An 18625-nucleotide genomic window follows, 5' to 3' on the forward strand; every position below is an offset into this window, starting at 1 on the left:
TTGGTACCACTCCTTCCCATCCCGAACAGGACAGTGAAACGACTCCGCGCCGATGATAGTGCGGGTTCCCGTGTGAAAGTAGGTCATCGTCAGGCTATTACAGCCCTCAAAACCCCCTCCCTTCATTGGGCGGGGGTTTTGTCTTTGGGGGATGCAAAGCTGCAACCCTCTCGGGACATGCAAGCATCGGTCGATACCCAAGCGCCAACAGCAGCACACCACAAAAAACAGCTCCCGAGGGAGCTGTTCTTGTTGGCAAATGACCCTCAGCGGCGTCTACAGAGAAGTCTCACCATGACTTCAAGCATTTGTTTCGCACGGCAGCTCAGCCCCTTCAACCAAAAAGCGCACACGGCGCACACCTTGCCATTCATCGGCATCGAGTCGAAACGCCAGTTTGACACGTTGGGGCAAGGGCTCGGTGTGCCCAAACCAAATGCCGTCAACGGGCTGCCCCTGGTGTTTGAGCTTGAGTGCCAGGTGTTTCTCGCCCACCAGCCGTTGTGAGACGACCTCGACTTCCTCGCTGAAGGTCGGCGGTGCGAACCCCTGTCCCCAAACTTCGCGGTGCAAGGTGTCTACCAAATCGACACGCCGGTATTCCGGGGCCAGGGCGCCGTCTGTGTCCAGGCGACGTGTCAGGGTCGCGGCATCCAGCCATTCATGGGCAACCTGGGCCAGGGCCTGCTCAAAGGTGTCAAAGTGCTCTTCAGCCACGGTACAGCCTGCGGCCATGGCGTGACCACCAAACTTGATCAGAACGCCGGGGTGGCGTTTGGCGACCAGATCCAGCGCGTCGCGCAGATGAAAACCAGGAATGGACCGTCCCGAACCCTTGAGTTCGTGTTCCTTGCCCGGGGCTGCACTTGCGGCAAAGACAAAAGTGGGTCGATGCAGCTTGTCTTTCAGGCGTGAAGCCACGATTCCGACCACCCCTTCATGGAAGTCGGGGTCGAACACACTGATGGCTGGAGGCGCTTCTTCGTCCTCGGCAAACAAGGATTCAGCGATGAGCATGGCCTGGTCGCGCATGCCGCCTTCAATCTCGCGTCGTTCGCGGTTGATCGTGTCGAGCAGCTTGGCCAATTCATCGGCGCGACCGGCGTCATCGGTCAGCAGACATTCAATGCCCAACGTCATATCGGACAGCCGGCCTGCTGCGTTGATGCGTGGGCCCAGCGCAAAGCCGAAATCAAAAGTGGTGGCTGCGCGGGCCTCTCGCACGGCGGCTCGGAACAGCGCGGCAACACCCACAGGCAGGGCGCCAGCGCGGATGCGCTTCAAACCTTGGGCTACCAGTCGCCGGTTGTTGGCATCCAGACGCACCACATCGGCGACAGTGCCGAGTGCGACCAAGGGAAGCAGCGCGTCGAGCTTTGGCTGATTTTGCGCGTCGATGAGGCCCCGTTGGCGCAATTCAGCGCGCAAAGCCAGCAGAACGTAAAACATCACACCGACGCCGGCCATGGCTTTGCTTTCAAAGTCACAGCCTGGTTGGTTGGGGTTGACGATGACGTCGGCGTCCGGCAACTGCGCTGCGGGCAGGTGGTGATCCGTGACCAGCACCTGCAGTCCCAGGGCCTTGGCACGGGCTACGCCATCCAGGCTGGCGATGCCGTTGTCCACCGTGATCAACACCTCCGCGCCACGTGCGTGCACCCGCTCTGCGATCGACGCGGTCAGGCCGTAGCCGTCCACGACGCGGTCGGGTACGAGATAGTCCACATGCTGGGCCCCCAACAGACGCAGGCCGCGCACCGCCACAGCGCAGGCGGTGGCACCGTCGCAATCGTAGTCGGCCACGATGCACAGGCGCTGCTTGCGCGCCATGGCATCGGCCAGCAGCACGGCGGCCTCGGCGGCCCCTTTGAGGCTGCTTGGCGGCAGCAATTTGGCCAAGCCGTCATCCAGTTGCTCGGGATGGCTGACCCCTCGTGCCGCATACAGACGTGCCAGCAGGGGATGAATGCCTGCCTGCTCCAGGGCCCAGGTGGCGCGAGGTGGGATGTCCCGTTCAGTGATCTTCACAGGGCCTCCAGCCAGGGCTTGCTGAGCGGGCGGCTGATCCAGCCACGAAGGCGCTGGGACAGGGAACGCGGGCTGCTGCGCCAGTGGCGGGCCGAGCGCTCACCGCACAAGGTCAGGCTGACGGCCTGACCTGCCTCGGCCGCTTTCAGCAGTTCGTGTACCGGACCGCTGTCCATGGCCTGCCAGGCCTGCGCCCAGGCCGCCCAATTTCCATCGAGCGCGGGTTGGCGCAGGTCTTCCAGCACCTCTGGTGTCTGGAGCGAGGCTTGCCACCCTGCCGGGAGCGTGCCACTCCCGCTGACCCAAAAGGAGTTGACCACGGGCTGGCGGGCCGCGCTGCGCGCCTCGCTCAGTGGATGGGTGTACAGCAACATCTGGGTTTCGCTTTGCAGGCGGCGCAGGCTTCGGGCGCCAGGGCCCTCGGGCAGCCAGGCCTGGATGTCGCGCCGCAGCACCCGGTCCAGGGCGGCGCTGTGCAGGCCTCGGAAGACCTCACCACTGGCGAGCCAGCGATCGGGCGTGTCCAGGTGCAGTTGGATGCCATCTTCTGCAAAGAAGGGGGCCAGCACGTCGATCAGGCGCTGGGCTTCGGCGGCGTCCAAACCCAGTTCGCTGGGGGCACCCATTTGGATCTGGTCCGCGCCAATCAGCCAATGGCTAGGGCTCAGCCACGCCCAGGCTTGTTCCGTGTCCAAACCCCTCTGCTGCGCACGCTGAGCGGCCCAGGGTGGATCGCCTGCGCCACCCTGTCCGTCGGGCAGGCCCAAGGCCCGTGCCAGGGCCCGTTCGTGGGGCGGGATGTAGTGGTATTCATCGCCTTCGTCGGGGGCCTCGGGCTGCAAGCGCTGCAGCAATCGGTCCAATTGGGGCAAGGCCAAGGTGTTCAAGGCGCTTTGGGCGGCCTCAGGGCCGGCGCCGGCGTAAGGCACGATGAGGGCCCGCGTGGCGGGCGCCCCTGCGGCTGGGGCAGTTTTCAAATCTGGCATGGGGCTATTGTCCGGGATGCCACAATCTCGGCTCCATGCAAATCCCCTACGAACTGGCCCTGGGTTGGCGTTACACCCGCGCGGGCCGCGCCACGCGGCGCAATGGCTTCATCTCTTTCATCTCCGGCGTGTCCATGTTGGGCATTGCGCTGGGCGTGGCGGCCTTGATCATCGTGCTCTCGGTGATGAACGGTTTTCAGAAAGAAGTGCGTGACCGCATGTTGAGCGTGGTCGCCCACATTGAAATCTTCACGCCCGATGGCCAGTCCTTGCCCGACCCGACCCGCACCCTGGCTGAAGCCCGGCGCAACCCGGCCGTCTTGGGCGCAGCCCCATTTGTGGCGGTGCAGGCCCTGCTGGGGCGAGGTGAGACCTTGCGTGGCGCCATCGTGCGGGGCATTGATCCCAGTCAGGAGCCTGAGGTGACCGACCTCGCAGCAGCGCTCAAGGACGATGTGCTGGCCCGCTTGGTGCCCGGTCAATTTGGAGTGGTGCTGGGGGTTGAACTGGCGCGCAGCCTGGGCGTGCGCCAGGGCGACCCGGTGACCCTGATTGCGCCCAGCGGCCAGGTCACCCCGGCTGGGGTGGTGCCTCGGCTCAAGCAAATGACGGTGGTGGGTACGTTCGACTCCGGGCACTACGAGTACGACTCAACCCTGGCCATGATGCACATGGACGATGCAGCGCGCATCTTCCGACTTGAAGGCCCGACCGGTGTGCGCTTGCGCATCCGAGACCTGCACGAAGCGCGCGAGGTCGCGCAGCAACTGGCTGGCACGCTCAGCGGGGACTTGCTGATCACCGACTGGACGCGGCAAAACAAGACCTGGTTTGCCGCCGTGCAGCTCGAAAAACGCATGATGTTCATCATCCTGACCCTGATCGTGGCCGTGGCCGCTTTCAACCTGGTCAGTACCCTGGTGATGACCGTGACCGACAAGCGCGCCGACATCGCCATCTTGCGCACCTTGGGCGCCAGCCCGTCCAGCATCATGGGCATCTTTGTCGTGCAAGGGGCCATGGTCGGTGTGATTGGCACCCTGGCGGGCCTGCTGCTGGGTTTGGGCGTGGCCTGCAACATTGACGTGTTGGTGCCCGCGCTGGAGCGCGCCTTCCACGCGAGCTTCCTGCCTAAAGACATCTACCTGATCAGCCGCATGCCCAGCGAGCCCCAAAGCAGCGACATCGTGCCGATTGCCTTGATTTCCCTGGTGCTGGCTTTCTTGGCCACTTTGTATCCCAGCTGGCGCGCCAGCCGCGTGAACCCTGCAGAGGCCCTGCGCTATGAGTAAGTCCGAATCCACCGCAGCCCCCATCCTGCAGGCCAGCGGCCTGTGCAAGCGTTTCACCGAGGGGCGCCTGGACGTGAGCGTGTTGCAAGGCGTGGACCTGAGCATCCAACGCGGCGACACCATTGCCATCGTGGGCGCCTCGGGCTCAGGCAAGAGCACCCTGCTGCACCTGCTGGGCGGCCTTGACGCCCCCAGTGAAGGGCGTGTCACCCTCATGGGGCAGGATCTGGCCGGACTGGACGCGGCGGCCCAAGGCCGGCTGCGCAACCAGCACCTGGGTTTTGTCTACCAATTCCACCACCTGCTGCCCGAGTTCAGCGCGCTGGACAACGTCGCCATGCCCTTGCGCATCCGCCGTGCCGCGCCCGCGGAATCGAGCGCCGCAGCCCGCCGCATGTTGGAGGCAGTGGGCCTGGGCGAGCGCCTGCAGCACCGCCCCGCTGAGCTGTCGGGTGGTGAGCGCCAGCGTGTGGCCATGGCCCGTGCCCTGGTCACCCAGCCGGCCTGTGTGCTGGCCGACGAACCCACGGGCAATTTGGACCGGGGCACGGCGGAACAGGTGTTCCAACTCATGCTGGGCCTGGCGCGTGAACAGGGCACGGCTTTTGTCATGGTCACCCACGACGAGACCCTGGCCGCCCGATGCGCACGTCAGCTGCGACTGGTGCGCGGGCGCCTGTCCGAGACGACCTTGGGCGCGGCGAGCGTTTCGGGGGCGGCGCTGTGAGCCTCAGTTTGGACTACCTGGATTTCGAGCTCAGCGAGGACATCGACGAGACGCAAACCCTGGACGCCATGGCCAGCGTCTGGCCTGAGCAGTGGGCCGCGATGGAGCGCGAATTGCGTCAGGTGATGCAATGGGCCCGCCAGCATTTCGGCGCGGAGGGCGCGCTGGACGAGGGGGCGCTGTGGGATGTGGACGTGCAGGCCTGGGTCGAGTCCGAGCCCGTGCGGACCCTGCACTGGGATGCGGCGGCGCTGAGCTTGACCGAGGCCCTGCCGGCTGAGCCACGTCAGCGCTGCACGCTGACCGTGTCGATCTGCGGTGGGGCCGTGTTTGCTGCGGCGTTCCGCCAGCAGTTCAACTTGCTCGACTGAGGCTGGGCCAGCGGCAGTGACCGCGCAGCGCCCGAGACCTTCAGCCAGTGACGCTCAAGCCCATCCATTCAAGCCGCCGAGGCGGCTGCTCCGTCCACGTTGGAGCGGGCCTGGCTGCGCGGCAGGGCGTCGTCTTGTTGGACCGCCGGGCGTTGCGGCAGCGAGGCGATCACGGAGTTGCGCACCGTGACCACCGAGGGGCTGGTGGGCGCCAGGGGGGCGCTCAGGTTGATCGGGGCATCAGGGCGAATGCGCAAGCGAAGGATGTTCATGGTGTCGACGCGGCCTGTGCGCCACCAGTCCCCCGCCCATCGAAGGCTGTCATGGCGCTTTTCCACGTCCCGACATGGTCGGTCAGACATTCATTTTCAAAGGCTTGAAAAGACGGGTCTTTCCGGGTCTTCTCTGGCCTTTGTTTTGCCGGCGGAGGGGCCTTGTTCGAACCTGGTCCTGGACCTGTGCAGCGGCACCAGATCGGCCTGCTTTGGGGTGATATCGGCGCGCCGGGGCAGGACTTGAACGGCGTCTTGGCCGGGGCCCACGCAATGAAAAGGCCTCGCTGCGGACGCAGGAGGCCTTGGCGTGCCCGGCCAATGTCGCCGGGCGAGGGATCTACAGGGCGTCGCTGGCGGTGCCGCGACGCGGTGGGGGGTTAACGCGTCATCACCGTGCGCAGCACTTGGGCCAATTCAGCGGGTGCGAACTTGGCCACGTAGGCATCGGCGCCGACGCTCTTCACATGGTCTTCATTGGTGGTGCCCGACAGCGAGGAGTGGATGACCACTGGCAAGCCCTTGAAGCGCCCGTCTTGCTTGATGTTGCGCGTCAGCGTGAAGCCATCCATCTCGGGCATTTCCAGATCGGTCAGCACCAGGGCCACACGGTCCTGGATGGTTTGCCCATGGGCGCGGGCATCCGCTTCGATGGACTGCAGGCGTTCCCAGGCCTCTTTGCCGCTGCGGGTCATGATGAAGGGCGCGCCCATCGCTTCGAGGGCCTTTTCCATCAAGGTGCGGGCCATGGGCGAGTCGTCCGCCGCCAGCACCACCGAGCCCGGTCGCAACGCCAGCCCAGGGCCAATGGTGGTCGTGTCGACCTCCTGATCGGCCGATGGGGAGACCCGTCGCTGGATGGCTTCCACGTCCAGCACCTGCACCAGGCGGGTGTTGTCCACATCGCCGTCCAGGCGCGCAATGCTGGTCACCAGGCCCGAGGCGGCGTTGCCCTCGGCCGCCAGCACCTGGGTCCAGTCCAGGCGCACGATTTCTTCCACCCCTTCGACCGCGAAGGCAATGGTGTGGCGCGCAAACTCAGCCACCAGCATGATGTTCAGTCCCGATTGGGGTTGGCAGCCCACGATGAAGGGCAGGTCGATCACCTGGATCACCTGGCCACGCAGGTTGACCACGCCCAGCACGCCCTTGGCCGCGCCGATGATGGCGGTGATCTTGGGCATCTCCACGATCTCGCGCACCTTGAAGACGTTGATGCCAAACAACTCGGCCTTGTCGCCATGGGCGTCTTTGCCCAAGCGGAACAGCAGCAACTCAAACTTGTTGCTGCTGGTGAGGTTCGTGCGCTCGTCGATCTCGCGTTGTGCTTCTGAGGTCATGGCGATTCCCGCTGGGTCTGTGAAGTAGCACAGTCTAGCCCGAAGCCTGGGCCAGGCAAGCGGTGTCAGCGCAAATTGAACGCAGGTTTCGGCTTGCCCCCAGGCGCGCCTGGGCCAGCTGCTTTGCGGCATCATCGTTGCCATGTTGTTTTGTTTGGACACCCATTGCCACCTCGACGCGCCGGAGCTGGCACCCGACCTGGACGCCGTGCGCCAGCAGGCCCGCTCGGTGGGCGTTGGCCATTGCGTGCTGCCGGCGGTGCAGGTCGACCACTTTGACGCCGTGCGCACCTTGGCCCACCGTTTTGGCGACAGCTATGCGCTGGGCGTCCACCCGCTCTACAGCGCGCCGGCCACTCAAGACGACATGGACCAATTGGCGGCTGAATTGCAGGCCCGGATCGAGGACCCGCGCCTGGTCGCGGTCGGCGAAATCGGCTTGGACGGTTTTGTACCGGGCCTCGACATGGCCCACCAACAGCGGATTTACCGCGCCCAGCTGCAGTTGGCGCGCCGGCATGACCTGCCCGTGATCCTGCATGTGCGGCGGTCGGCCGACCTGGTGCTGGCGGGGCTGCGTGCCGTGGGCGGGGGGCGGAGCGCCCGCTGGCAGGGCATTGCCCACGCCTTCAACGGCAGCCTTCAGCAAGCCCAGGCCTTCATCGACATGGGTTTCAAGCTGGGCTTTGGTGGCGCGCTGACGTTTGACCGTGCGCTGCAGCTGCGCCGCCTGGCCACCGAGCTGCCCTTGTCCGCCTTGGTGCTGGAGACGGACGCGCCCGACATCCCGCCGCATTGGCTGTACCGCAGCGCCGCCGAGCGCGACCAAGGCCTGCCCCAGGGCCGCAACACACCGGCCGAGTTGCCCCGCATTGCGCAGGTGCTGGCCGATCTGCGCGGCCTGCCGCTGGAGGCGGTCTTGCAGGCCACCACCTGCAACGCCTGCGAGGCCTTGCCGCGCCTGGCCAGCTTGCTGCCTGCCGAGGCCTTGGCATGAGCTTGCAAGGCCTGGCGCCGGTGCTGAACGCCGACACACGCCTGCTCATCCTGGGCAGCTTTCCGGGGGTGCGCTCCTTGGCGCTGCAGCAGTATTACGGCCACCCGCAAAACCAGTTCTGGCGCATTCTCGGCACGCTGTGGCAGGTCGACTTGCGGGCCTTGGATTACCCCCAGCGCCTGCAGGCCTTGTTGTCGCGCGGCGTGGGCCTGTGGGACGTGTATGCCGCCTGTGAGCGCGAGGGCAGCCTGGACGCCGACATCCGCCAGGCCCAGCTCAACGACCTGGCCAGCCTGCGCCAGCGCTGCCCAAGCCTGGCCCTGATCGCCCACAACGGCGGCGAGAGCTTTCGCCATGCACGCCACACCCGGGCCTTGGGCTTGCCCGTGTGCCGACTGCCATCGAGCAGCCCAGCCAACGCGTCCCAGCGCTTGGAGCACAAGGTCCAGGCCTGGGGAGAGGCCTTGCGCCAGGCCGGTCTGCTTTGAGACCTGAGGCTCGGACGGTCAGCCGGCACACGCCTGCTAAAGTTCGGCACCTTTTTTGAATGCTTTGCCATGGCCCGCCCCAAGTCTGCTCCCGCTGTCGAACTCCCCGAAGTCAACTTCTCCGACTATGGCGGTGTGCGCTGCCTGCACCTGGGCACCGAGTGGATCCAGGGTTCGATGATCATGGACGCGCCCTACGACATCGAACTGGAGTACGTGCAGCGCATGATGGCCTGGCTGCTCTTCACCGACCCGGCCCGCCTGACGCGCTTTCACGCCATGCAGCTGGGCCTGGGCGCTGGGACCTTGACCAAGTTCTGCCGCAAAAAGCTGCGGGTGACCACCACCGCCATCGAGCTGAACCCCCAGGTGCTGCACGCTTGCCGTGGCTGGTTCAAGCTGCCGGCCGACGACAGCAAGCTGCGCGTGGTGATCGCCGATGCGGCCGAAGAGATTCGCGACCCCATGTGGCACGGCGTGGTCGATGCCTTGCAGGTCGACCTCTACGACCACGAAGCCGCCGCCCCGGTGCTGGACAGCGCCGAGTTCTACGCCGACTGCCGCCGCTTGCTGAGCGACGAGGCCTGCATGACGGTCAATCTGTTCGGCCGCTCGTCCAGCTACGAACGCAGTGTGGAGAAAATGGTCGAGGCCTTTGGCATCGATGCCGTCTGGGCCTTCAAGCCCACGCGCGAGGGCAACACCGTGGTGCTGGCCCAGCGCACCCCCTCGCGGCCCAAGCGCGAGGTGCTGATGGAGCGCGCCGAGTTCATCCAAAGCCGCTGGGGCCTGCCCGCCACCAAATGGCTGCGCGCCTTCAAGCCCTTGCAGACCAAGCTGTCGGCCTGAGGGCTTGGTGGCTTGTTGCGGCTTGGCAAAGCCAGTTTGGCGCCGGCCTGAATCGCCTCGGGCCGCGTTATGCTGAAGGGGTGAGCGGCCCCCTCGTGCCGCCTTGATTGGCCAGCCCTGGCCCATGCCCATGCCCCACCGGAACCGCCCAGCCATGTCATCTTCCGTCACGCCCACGCCGGCGCCCAGCGCGCCTTTTGAGGGCTTGCTGGATTGGCGACGTGTCGTGGGTTGGTTGCGCGAGGACCGGGTCATCAGTGCCGAAGAAGCCGAGCGCACCGTGGCCCGGTGTGCCCAGGCCGAGAGCATGCAACACCCCCTGGTGCGTTTGGCCAGTGTGGCCATGAGCCGCGCCTCGGACGGCAAGTCGCTGGACCTCGAGTCGCTGACCCAGTACATCGCTGGCCGTGCGGGCGTCGAGTACCTGCGCATCGACCCGCTGCGCGTCGATGTGGGCAAGGTGGCCGACACCATGAGCGCCGCCTATGCCGAGCGCCACCGGGTGCTGCCGGTGCAGGTCACGGCCTCCGAGGTGGTGGTGGCCACGGCCGAGCCCTTCATCACCGATTGGGTGGCCGAGGTCGAGCGCCAGTCACGTCGGCGCGTGCGCCGAGTGGTCGCCAACCCGCTGGAAATCCACCGCTTCACGGCCGAGTTTTTTGCCTTGGCCAAGTCGGTGCGCGCGGCGCAAAAAGCGGGTGCGGTGAACAACGCGGCCAGCTTCGAGCAGCTGGTCGAGCTGGGCCGCAGCAACAAACAACTCGATGCCAATGACCAGGGCGTGGTGCGGGTGGTGGATTGGTTGTGGCAGTACGCCTTTGACCAGCGCGCCAGCGACATCCACCTGGAGCCTCGGCGCGAGCAGGGCGTGATCCGCTTCCGCATCGATGGCGTGCTGCACTCGGTCTACCAAATGCCCATGGGCGTGCTCAATGCCATGGTGGCCCGCGTCAAGTTGCTGGGCCGCATGGACGTGGTGGAGCGCCGCCGCCCACAAGACGGGCGCATCAAGACCCGCAACCCGCGTGGCGATGAAGTCGAAATGCGCCTGTCCACCTTGCCCACCGCCTTTGGTGAAAAAATGGTGATGCGGATCTTCGACCCCGACACCGCCGTCAAGGACCTCGAGGCGCTGGGCTTTTCCGCCCACGACGCGCAACGCTGGGAGCAGCTGGTGCGCCGCCCCTATGGCATCGTGCTGGTCACCGGGCCCACGGGCTCGGGCAAGACCACCACGCTCTACTCCACGCTCAAGCGCATCGCCACCGACGAGGTGAATGTCTGCACGGTGGAGGACCCGATCGAAATGATCGAGCCCGCTTTCAACCAGACCCAGGTCCAGCCCCAGCTTGATTTCAGCTTTGCCGAGGGCCTGCGTTCGCTGATGCGGCAGGACCCCGACATCATCATGGTGGGCGAAATCCGCGACCTGGAGACCGCCGACATGGCGGTGCAGGCGGCCCTGACCGGCCACTTGGTGTTCTCTACTCTGCACACCAATGACGCCCCCAGTGCCATCACCCGCTTGATGGAGCTGGGCGTGCCGCCGTACTTGCTCAATGCCACCGTGCTGGGGGTGCTGGCGCAGCGCCTGGTGCGCACGCTGTGCAAGCAGTGCAAGGTGCGCGACGAGGCCGTGTCCGAGCAGACCCTGGCCGCCTTCGTCAAGCCCTGGAAGATCAACATCAACGGCGGCTACCGCCCCTACAAGCCCGTGGGCTGTGTGGACTGCCGCATGACCGGCTTCATGGGGCGCATGGGCCTGTACGAGCTGCTCACCGTCAGCGAGGCCTTCAAGGACAAGGTCAACAAAGAGCCCAGCATGGAGGCCTTGCGCCGCCAGGGCGTGGCCGACGGCATGCGTCCTCTGCGATTGGCGGGCGCTTTGCGTGTGGCCGAGGGGCTGACCACGCTGGAAGAGGTGTTGGCGGCCACGCCGCCGCTCGATTGAGCCCTGCTTTTTGCGGCTTGGATTCAGGCCTCGCTGGGGTCAATTCGGGTTCTCCCTTGGTTTGCCCGATATTTGTGTCGCGCCTGTGTCCAGCAGGCGTCGAACGGCGCTTTCGGTAGGTGGTATCCACATCTGTCAGGCAACTGAAAGCCACCACAATCAGCCAGTCGAAAAATTCTTTCGAGGAGATAACTCGTGAAAATCAAAAGTCAAAAAGACTTTTTTTCCGGCCTCATGTTCATGGTGGTCGGTATTGCGTTTGCATGGGGTGCCACGACGTACAGCGTCGGTAGTGGTGCTCGCATGGGTCCCGGGTACTTCCCGCTCATGTTGGGGATTTTGCTCGCCTTGATCGGCAGCGTGATCACCTTCAAGGCGCTGGTGGTCGAGACCGAATCGGGTGACAAGATTGGCAAGTGGGCCTGGAAGCCCTTGTTCTTCATCTTGGCAGCCAACTTCTTGTTCGGCATCCTGCTGGGCGGTCTGCCCAGCTTCGGGATCCCGGCCATGGGCATGATCTTGGGCATCTTTGCTCTGGTCATCATCGCCAGCCTGGCTGGCAACGAGTTCAACCTCAAGGGTGTGCTGGTGCTGTCGGTCATTCTGGCCGTGGGCAGCTACCTGGCCTTCGTGGTGCTGCTGAAACTGCAGTTCCCGGTCTGGCCCAGTTTCATCACCGGCTGAGCGTAGAGGACAACACAAATGGATCTGATCAATAACCTGTCGCTTGGTTTTGGCGTGGCTTTCACCATGCAAAACCTGGTCTACGCCTTCGTCGGCTGCCTGTTGGGCACGCTGATTGGCGTGCTCCCGGGCATCGGCCCGGTGGCCACCATCGCCATGCTGCTGCCCGCCACTTACGCACTGCCCCCGGTGGCTGCGCTGATCATGCTGGCCGGTATTTACTACGGCGCCCAGTACGGTGGCTCCACCACCGCGATTCTGGTCAACCTGCCGGGCGAATCGTCGTCGGTGGTGACCGTGATCGACGGCTACCAGATGGCCCGCAAGGGTCGCGCGGGTCCTGCACTGGCCGCTGCGGGTCTGGGCTCGTTCTTCGCCGGTTGCGTGGGCACCTTGATCTTGGCCGCCTTCGCGCCGCCGCTGACCGAAGTCGCCTTCAAGTTCGGCCCTGCTGAATACTTCTCGCTGATGATCCTGGGCCTGATCGGCGCCGTGGTGCTGGCTTCGGGCTCCTTGCTCAAGGCCGTGGCCATGATCGTGCTGGGCCTGTTGATGGGTCTGGTCGGTACCGACGTGAACTCGGGTGTGGCGCGCTTCAGCTTCGACATCCCGGAACTGACCGACGGCATTGGCTTCGTGGCCATCGCCATGGGTGTGTTCGGTTACGGTGAAATCATCACCAACCTGGCCCAACCCGATGACGAGCGCGAAGTCTTCACCGCCAAGGTGGAAGGCTTGCTGCCCACCGCGACGGACTTCAAGCGCATGATCCCCGCTGTGCTGCGTGGCACGGCCCTGGGTTCGGCCCTGGGCATCTTGCCTGGCGGCGGTGCCTTGCTGGCGGCTTTCGCGGCCTACACGATCGAAAAGAAGACCAAGCTGCAACCCGGCGAAGTTCCTTTCGGTCAAGGCAACATCCGTGGTGTGGCTGCGCCTGAAGCCGCCAACAACGCTGGCGCTCAAACCTCCTTCATCCCGCTGCTGACGCTGGGCATTCCGCCCAACGCCGTGATGGCTTTGATGGTGGGCGCGATGACCATCCACAACATCCAGCCGGGCCCGCAGGTGATGACCAGCAACCCCGAACTGTTCTGGGGCCTGATCGCTTCGATGTGGATCGGCAACGCCATGCTGATCATCTTGAACCTGCCGCTGATTGGCATCTGGATCAAGCTGCTGACCGTGCCTTACCGCTGGTTGTTTCCCTCCATCGTGCTGTTCTGCGCGATCGGTGTGTACTCGACCAACAACAACACCTTCGACATCTGGATGGTGGGTGGCTTCGGTTTCATCGGCTACCTGTTCAACAAGCTGGGCGTGGAACCTGCGCCGCTGCTGTTGGGCTTCATCCTGGGCCCGATGATGGAAGAAAACCTGCGCCGTGCGCTGCTGCTGTCGCGTGGCGACTGGAGCGTGTTCGTGACCCGTCCGCTGTCGGCAGGTCTGCTGGCCGCCGCTGCCTTGCTGCTGGTCATCGTGTTGATGCCCGCCGTGAAGAACAAGCGCGAACAAGCCTTCGTCGAAGACTGAAGCCAGCTCGGGGCACGGTGTCTGCCGCCGCCCGGGCACTTCAGCAAAACGGCACCTTCGGGTGCCGTTTTTTTTCGTCTGAGGGCATGCCGGTTGCCCGGTGCCCCTCGCGCGGCAGAGCCTGGCGGCGTGCGAAGCCGCCCCTGGCTTGAGTCAAAATGTGTCTTCCCCGGAACGACTCCGGCCACACCAAGGGACGCATGAGCCAGCCGTTTCAACTCCAACAGCATCCGCAGCGCGTGGCGCTGCACAACGAGGTGCATGCCCGCCCCCCCGAGGCCTTGAGCGCCCCGCTGGTGATCTCGCACCTGGTCATGGCCTGCGACGCCAGCGAGCGCGAACGCAGCCGCCAACACCTGGCGTCTTTGCTGCGGGACCACCACCAGGCCCCGCCTGACGCCCACTCCACCCACTTGCGCACCGAGCTGGGCCCGTTTCGCCTGCGCTGGGAGCTGCACACCGAATTTGTCAGCTGGACCTTCAGCCGCGCCGTGGATGCCGAGGCCCTGGGCCAGGCTCAGTTGCCCACCGCGGCGGCCGTCGTGCCGCAGGAGTGGCTGGCTGCCCTGCCTGGGCGTTGCTTCACCGCCATGCACCTGTCTGTGCTGCCCACCACCGGACCCGACCCCGAGGCCTGGGTCAAGCGCCTGTTTCAAGAGGAGTCCCTGGTGGCCTCCCAGGTGGCCGACGGCTACGCCGAGGTCTACACCGACTTCGCCATCCACGCCGATGGCTTCTCCCACATGCTCTTGCTGGCCGGCAGCCTGTCGCCGCGGCGCCTGGGCCGCTTGGTGCAGCGGCTGCTGGAGATCGAGACCTACCGCATGGCCGCGCTGCTGGGCTTGCCGGTGGCGCGTGAAGCGGGGGCTTTGCTGTCCACCGTGGACCAGGAACTGGCCGCCCTGGCCGAAGCCATCCGCGCGGCGGCCCGCGACGACGAGCCCCAGCTGCTGGACCGCCTGACCCGCTTGGCGGGCCAGGTCGAGAGCCAGTACGCACTGACGCACAGCCGCTTTTCAGCCAGTGCGGCGTACTTCGAACTGGTCGACAAACGCATTGCCGACATCAGCGAAACGCGCCTGGCCGGCTTGCAGACGATTGGGGAATTCATGGAGCGTCGCCTCACCCCCGCCCGCAGCACCTGCGAATGGGCCGCGCGGCGCCAGGATGCGCTGTCGCAGCGCGTCTCGCGCATCAGCAATTTGTTGCGCACCCGCGTTGAGATCGAGCAGCAGCAGAGCAGCCAGGACCTGCTGACCACCATGAACCAGCGCCAGGACCTGCAGCTCAAGCTCCAGTCCACGGTGGAGGGTCTGTCGGTCGCGGCCATCAGCTACTACATCGTGGGCCTGGTGGGCTATGTGGCCAAGGGCGCGACCAAGGTGGGTTGGCCACTCAGCGCCGAGACCACCACGGCCGTGGCCATCCCGGTCGTGCTGCTGTCGGTGTGGTGGTCGCTGCGGCGCATGCACCACCGCATCGTGGGCGGGGCACGCCACTGAGTCCCCTGGAGCGGGCACACAACTTGCCGCTTCGTTCGAACTGTTGAACCTGTGAGGAGTTGGATTTGAAACGACGTCATCTTCTGAGCGCTGCCACCGCCTGGGGCACGGCCCCGCTGGCCTGGGCCCAGGCGGCTTACCCGAGCAAGCCGCTGCGTTTGCTGGTGCCCTTCCCGGCCGGGGGCGCCACCGACATCCTGGCGCGCACCGTGTCGCAAAAGCTCGGCGAGCGCCTGGGCACCACGGTGGTGGTGGAGAACCGGCCTGGCGCCGGTGGCACCATTGGCTCCGATCTGGTGGCCAAGGCCGCGCCCGATGGCTACACCTTGCTGCTGGCCACCAGCAGCACCCACGCGATCGGCCCCGCGCTCAATGCGCGCCTGCCCTACGACCCGGTGCATGACTTCAGCCCCATCGCCCAGGTGGGGCTGGCGCCCAGCATCATGCTGGTGCCCAACAGCTCACCCGCCCACACGGTGCAGGAGTGGATCCAGCACGCGCGGCGCAACCCGGGGCGGCTCAATTACGCCTCCAGCGGCAACGGCACCATCGTTCAGCTGACGGCCGAGTTGTTCAAGGCGCAGGCGGGCTTGTTTGTGGTGCACATCCCCTACAAGGGCACGGCGCTGGCCATTCCCGACCTGGTCAGCGGCAAGCTCGATGTGCTGTTTGACTCCCTGCCCACGGGCTTGCCCCATGTGCGCGATGGGCGCTTGCGCGCCTTGGGCGTGACCACGCTCAAACGCAGCCCCTTGGTGCCCGACCTGCCCCCCATCGCCGACGTGCTGCCCGGCTTTGAGTCCACCACCTGGTTTGGCCTGTACGGCCCCAAGGGCCTGCCGGTGGAGTTGCAGACCCGGCTCAACACCGCCACCCAGCAAGCCTTGGCCGACCCGGAAGTCAAGGACAAGCTGGCGCGTCTGGGCATCGAAGGGGTCACGGGCAGCCCAACCCAGTTTGCCGCCCTGGTGGCGGCGGACGCGGCCAAGTGGAAGAAGATCATCGTCGAGCGCAAGATCACCGGCGATTGAATGAGGCCCAGTCCGGTGCGCTGCACCAGGTCGTGGCTGGCCTGTTGACCTTGCATGCACAGGGCTGGGGAGTGCACGGGCTGGGGGCGATCCAGGCGGGCCCTGGCGGCAGGGTGCGAAAAAAAGCAAAGCGCTCCAGAGCACCAGCCCATGCGCCTTGTTAAAAAACAGCGGGTGCGGGTGCGCAGTCTGGCATGTTGCATGCTCAGAGAAGGCTTTCCGATCTTTGAGGAGCCTCTTCCATGCAATCAGCCTCCCTGCGGTTTCGCCGCCTGGCCTGGTCTGCGGCCCTGGCCGTGGGCGCTTTGGGCGTCAGCAGCGCCAGCTGGGCCGAGTCGGTGGTGCGTTTTGGCATCTCCATGGCCGACATCCCACTCACCTCGGGTCAGCCCGACCGGGGCGCCGGGGCGTACCAGTTCACCGGCCACACGATTTATGACCCCCTGATTGCCTGGGAAGCCAACATCGGCAGCCGCCCTGGCAAGCTCGTGCCCGGCCTGGCCACCGAATGGAAGCCCGACCCCAAAGACCCCAAGAAGTGGCTCTTCACGCTGCGCAAGGGCGTCAAGTTCCATGACGGTTCGGCCTTCAATGCCGATGCCGTGGTCTGGAACCTCGACAAGGTGCTGGGCGACAAATCCCCGCAGTACGACGCCAAGCAGGCCGCCCAGGTGCGCCCGCGCATCCCCTCCATCGCCAGCTGGCGCAAGGTCAGCGAAGACGTGGTGGAAATCACCACCAAGGACGTGGACGCGCTCTTCCCCTACCAGCTGCCCTGGTTCCTGATCGGCAGCCCCACGCAATGGGACAAGCTGGGCCGCGACTGGAACAAGGTCGCCAGCCAGCCCTCGGGCACCGGCCCTTTCAAGCTCGACAAGCTGGTGCCGCGTGAGCGCGCCGAGCTCGTGCGCAACGCCGGCTACTGGGACAAGACCCGCCTGGCCAAGGCCGACCGCATTGTGCTGATGCCCATCCCCGACGCGCTGACCCGGGCCAATGCCTTGCTCAACGGCCAGGTCGATGTCATCGAAACCCCGCCACCAGACGCGCTGGCCCAGCTGCAAAAGGGCGGCTTCAAGATCGTCAGCAATGTCACGCCCCATGTCTGGCCCTACCACTTCAGCACCCAGCCCGGCTCGCCCTGGACCGATGTGCGGGTGCGCAAGGCTGTCAACCTGGCCATCGACCGCGAGGCCATCGTCAGCCTGCTCAACGGCCAGGCTTCGGTGGCCCGCGGCCAACTGGACGCCAGCAGCCCCTGGTTTGGCAAGCCGACCTTTGACATCAAGTACGACCTGGCCCAGGCCCGTGCCCTGATGGCCCAGGCCGGCTACGGCAAGAGCCGTCCGCTCAAGGCCAAGGTCATCATCGCCCAGGGGGGCAGCGGCCAGATGCTGTCGCTGCCCATGAACGAGTTCATCCAGCAAAGCCTGGCTGAAATCGGGGTGCAGATCGAGTTTGAAGTGGTTGAGCTGGAGAACCTCTACCTGCACTGGCGCAGTGGGGCCAAGGCCGACATGAACGCCGGCAAGGGCATCAGTGCCATCAACCTGGGTTACGTCACAGCCGACCCTTTCTACGCGCTGACCCGCTTCATGGACAGCCGCTACATCGCACCCAATGGCGTGAACTGGGGCGGCCTGAGTGACCCGCAGGTGGACGCGACCATCGACAAGATCCGCACCACCTTCGACCCCAAGGCGCAGGACAAGCTGCTGGCCTCGCTGCATGAAACCTTGGTCAACCAGGCGCTGATGCTGTGGGTGGTGCACGACACCAACCCCCATGCCCACTCGCCCAAGATCAAGCACTTTGTGCAGGCCCAGCACTGGTTCCAAGACCTGACCACGGTGGGCTACTGATGTCCTCGGGCGGCGACGCAGTCCGCAGCGCCGCCCCCGTGCCCCGGGGGCAGCTGGTCGACCATGTGCTGCGCCGCATGGCCGACGACATCGTGCTGGGCCACCTGGCCCCAGGCCTGCACCTGGACGAGCAGGCCATGGCCGCGCGCTACCAGGTCTCGCGCACCCCGGTGCGCGAAGCGCTCAAGCTGCTGGTGGCCAGCGGCTTGGCGGACTACCGGCCCAACCGCGGCTCGGTGGTGCGCCAGCTGGATTCGGCTGAACTCGACCAGATGTTCGAGGCCATCGCCGAGCTGGAGTCCGCGTGCGCCCGCCACGCAGCCCTGCGCCTGAGCCCCAGCGAGCGCCAGGACCTTCTGCAGGCCCACGCCGAGGGCCGCCAAGCCATGCAAGCGCACGACATGGAGGCCTACGACCGCGCCAACCAGCGCCTGCACCAGATCATTCTGGAAGGGGCGCACAACCCCTACCTGATCGAGGCCACGCGCACCCTGCGCAGCCGGGTGACGGCGTTCCGGCGCGGCCAGTTCACGCGCCTGGACCGGCTGGTCCAGTCCTACGAGGAGCACAGCCGCCTGGTCGAGGCCCTGCTGGCGCACGACGCGCTGGCGGCCCACCGCGAGATGCGCTCCCACCTGCTGTCGGCGCGCCACGCCACCAGCTTGCTGGCGCCGCAATGGCGTGACCCGCCCGCCTTGCCGTGAGCGCCGAGCGG

General features: G+C 65.7%; 17 protein-coding genes and 1 rRNA gene. 14 read left to right on the forward strand and 4 right to left on the reverse strand.

What is annotated here, in order from left to right:
* Positions 1-95: ribosomal RNA gene (gene rrf, locus PSQ39_RS18415) — 5S ribosomal RNA — on the forward strand; the annotation flags it as partial.
* A gap of 205 nt (positions 96-300) precedes the next feature.
* On the opposite strand, the gene recJ is transcribed toward rrf, so the two are convergent.
* Both recJ and PSQ39_RS18425 read right to left on the reverse strand, forming a co-directional pair.
* Positions 301-2028: a single-stranded-DNA-specific exonuclease RecJ gene (gene recJ / locus PSQ39_RS18420; protein ID WP_273928541.1), complete on the reverse strand. Its 1728-nt coding sequence runs from the start codon at positions 2026-2028 to the stop codon at positions 301-303.
* Positions 2025-3014, reverse strand: a complete 990-nt coding sequence (locus PSQ39_RS18425; protein ID WP_273928543.1) for a phosphoglycerate mutase — start codon at positions 3012-3014, stop codon at positions 2025-2027. The genes recJ and PSQ39_RS18425 overlap by 4 nt, the downstream gene beginning before the upstream one ends.
* 35 nt (positions 3015-3049) lie before the next feature.
* Here PSQ39_RS18425 and PSQ39_RS18430 point away from each other — a divergent pair, with 35 nt between their 5' ends.
* Genes PSQ39_RS18430 through PSQ39_RS18440 form a run of 3 tightly spaced genes read left to right on the forward strand, consistent with a single transcriptional unit; the run spans position 3050 to position 5404 of the window.
* Positions 3050-4306, forward strand: a complete 1257-nt coding sequence (locus PSQ39_RS18430) for a lipoprotein-releasing ABC transporter permease subunit (RefSeq protein ID WP_273928545.1) — start codon at positions 3050-3052, stop codon at positions 4304-4306.
* On the forward strand, positions 4299-5033 hold the full coding sequence (gene lolD / locus PSQ39_RS18435; RefSeq protein WP_273928547.1) for a lipoprotein-releasing ABC transporter ATP-binding protein LolD: 735 nt from the start codon (positions 4299-4301) through the stop codon (positions 5031-5033). Before PSQ39_RS18430 ends, lolD begins: the two co-directional genes overlap by 8 nt.
* Positions 5030-5404 (forward strand): hypothetical protein, encoded by a 375-nt coding sequence (locus PSQ39_RS18440; protein WP_273928549.1) that lies wholly within the window; start codon positions 5030-5032, stop codon positions 5402-5404. The genes lolD and PSQ39_RS18440 overlap by 4 nt, the downstream gene beginning before the upstream one ends.
* A 68-nt stretch (positions 5405-5472) precedes the next feature.
* On the opposite strand, the gene PSQ39_RS18445 is transcribed toward PSQ39_RS18440, so the two are convergent.
* Positions 5473-5676, reverse strand: coding sequence for a hypothetical protein (locus PSQ39_RS18445; RefSeq protein WP_273928552.1), 204 nt, complete (start codon positions 5674-5676; stop codon positions 5473-5475).
* A gap of 380 nt (positions 5677-6056) precedes the next feature.
* The gene (locus PSQ39_RS18450) at positions 6057-7016 is read right to left on the reverse strand and encodes a chemotaxis protein (RefSeq protein WP_273928553.1); all 960 of its coding nucleotides are present in this window, start codon (positions 7014-7016) and stop codon (positions 6057-6059) included.
* A gap of 142 nt (positions 7017-7158) precedes the next feature.
* Between PSQ39_RS18450 and PSQ39_RS18455 the strand changes: the two genes are divergently transcribed.
* The 10 genes from PSQ39_RS18455 to PSQ39_RS18500 all read left to right on the forward strand — a co-directional run bounded on the left by PSQ39_RS18455 (position 7159) and on the right by PSQ39_RS18500 (position 18614).
* Complete coding sequence (locus PSQ39_RS18455; protein ID WP_273928555.1) at positions 7159-8013, forward strand: TatD family hydrolase; 855 nt, start codon at positions 7159-7161, stop codon at positions 8011-8013.
* Positions 8010-8501 (forward strand): DNA-deoxyinosine glycosylase, encoded by a 492-nt coding sequence (locus tag PSQ39_RS18460; protein ID WP_273928557.1) that lies wholly within the window; start codon positions 8010-8012, stop codon positions 8499-8501. Before PSQ39_RS18455 ends, PSQ39_RS18460 begins: the two co-directional genes overlap by 4 nt.
* Before the next feature lie 69 nt (positions 8502-8570).
* Entirely contained in the window at positions 8571-9350 is a 780-nt protein-coding gene (locus tag PSQ39_RS18465) for a class I SAM-dependent methyltransferase (RefSeq protein WP_273928559.1), read from the forward strand.
* Positions 9351-9504: 154 nt separating this feature from the next.
* The gene (locus PSQ39_RS18470; RefSeq protein WP_273928561.1) at positions 9505-11301 is read left to right on the forward strand and encodes a GspE/PulE family protein; all 1797 of its coding nucleotides are present in this window, start codon (positions 9505-9507) and stop codon (positions 11299-11301) included.
* A gap of 195 nt (positions 11302-11496) precedes the next feature.
* Positions 11497-11985, forward strand: coding sequence for a tripartite tricarboxylate transporter TctB family protein (locus PSQ39_RS18475; RefSeq protein WP_273928563.1), 489 nt, complete (start codon positions 11497-11499; stop codon positions 11983-11985).
* An 18-nt stretch (positions 11986-12003) separates the two neighbouring features.
* Positions 12004-13515: a tripartite tricarboxylate transporter permease gene (locus tag PSQ39_RS18480; RefSeq protein WP_273928565.1), complete on the forward strand. Its 1512-nt coding sequence runs from the start codon at positions 12004-12006 to the stop codon at positions 13513-13515.
* Positions 13516-13715: 200 nt separating this feature from the next.
* Positions 13716-15017: a DUF3422 family protein gene (locus tag PSQ39_RS18485; RefSeq protein WP_273928566.1), complete on the forward strand. Its 1302-nt coding sequence runs from the start codon at positions 13716-13718 to the stop codon at positions 15015-15017.
* A gap of 65 nt (positions 15018-15082) precedes the next feature.
* The gene (locus PSQ39_RS18490) at positions 15083-16048 is read left to right on the forward strand and encodes a Bug family tripartite tricarboxylate transporter substrate binding protein (RefSeq protein ID WP_409242054.1); all 966 of its coding nucleotides are present in this window, start codon (positions 15083-15085) and stop codon (positions 16046-16048) included.
* 242 nt (positions 16049-16290) lie between these two features.
* Complete coding sequence (locus PSQ39_RS18495) at positions 16291-17910, forward strand: ABC transporter substrate-binding protein (RefSeq protein WP_273928567.1); 1620 nt, start codon at positions 16291-16293, stop codon at positions 17908-17910.
* The gene (locus PSQ39_RS18500) at positions 17910-18614 is read left to right on the forward strand and encodes a GntR family transcriptional regulator (RefSeq protein ID WP_273928568.1); all 705 of its coding nucleotides are present in this window, start codon (positions 17910-17912) and stop codon (positions 18612-18614) included. The genes PSQ39_RS18495 and PSQ39_RS18500 overlap by 1 nt, the downstream gene beginning before the upstream one ends.
* The last annotated feature ends 11 nt before the right edge of the window (positions 18615-18625 follow it).

The organism is Curvibacter microcysteis, assembly GCF_028649455.1.
In the GTDB taxonomy this organism is placed as follows: domain Bacteria; phylum Pseudomonadota; class Gammaproteobacteria; order Burkholderiales; family Burkholderiaceae_C; genus Curvibacter; species Curvibacter microcysteis.

Bases quoted from the DNA above. Each gene is read 5' to 3' on its own strand.
- PSQ39_RS18425 (WP_273928543.1), bottom strand. From the start codon at position 3,014: ATGCCAGATTTGAAAACTGCCCCAGCCGCAGGGGCGCCCGCCACGCGG.
- PSQ39_RS18430 (WP_273928545.1), top strand. From the start codon at position 3,050: ATGCAAATCCCCTACGAACTGGCCCTGGGTTGGCGTTACACCCGCGCG.
- lolD (WP_273928547.1), top strand. From the start codon at position 4,299: ATGAGTAAGTCCGAATCCACCGCAGCCCCCATCCTGCAGGCCAGCGGC.
- PSQ39_RS18445 (WP_273928552.1), bottom strand. From the start codon at position 5,676: ATGAACATCCTTCGCTTGCGCATTCGCCCTGATGCCCCGATCAACCTG.
- PSQ39_RS18450 (WP_273928553.1), bottom strand. From the start codon at position 7,016: ATGACCTCAGAAGCACAACGCGAGATCGACGAGCGCACGAACCTCACC.
- PSQ39_RS18455 (WP_273928555.1), top strand. From the start codon at position 7,159: ATGTTGTTTTGTTTGGACACCCATTGCCACCTCGACGCGCCGGAGCTG.
- PSQ39_RS18460 (WP_273928557.1), top strand. From the start codon at position 8,010: ATGAGCTTGCAAGGCCTGGCGCCGGTGCTGAACGCCGACACACGCCTG.
- PSQ39_RS18465 (WP_273928559.1), top strand. From the start codon at position 8,571: ATGGCCCGCCCCAAGTCTGCTCCCGCTGTCGAACTCCCCGAAGTCAAC.
- PSQ39_RS18470 (WP_273928561.1), top strand. From the start codon at position 9,505: ATGTCATCTTCCGTCACGCCCACGCCGGCGCCCAGCGCGCCTTTTGAG.
- PSQ39_RS18480 (WP_273928565.1), top strand. From the start codon at position 12,004: ATGGATCTGATCAATAACCTGTCGCTTGGTTTTGGCGTGGCTTTCACC.
- PSQ39_RS18485 (WP_273928566.1), top strand. From the start codon at position 13,716: ATGAGCCAGCCGTTTCAACTCCAACAGCATCCGCAGCGCGTGGCGCTG.
- PSQ39_RS18495 (WP_273928567.1), top strand. From the start codon at position 16,291: ATGCAATCAGCCTCCCTGCGGTTTCGCCGCCTGGCCTGGTCTGCGGCC.
- PSQ39_RS18500 (WP_273928568.1), top strand. From the start codon at position 17,910: ATGTCCTCGGGCGGCGACGCAGTCCGCAGCGCCGCCCCCGTGCCCCGG.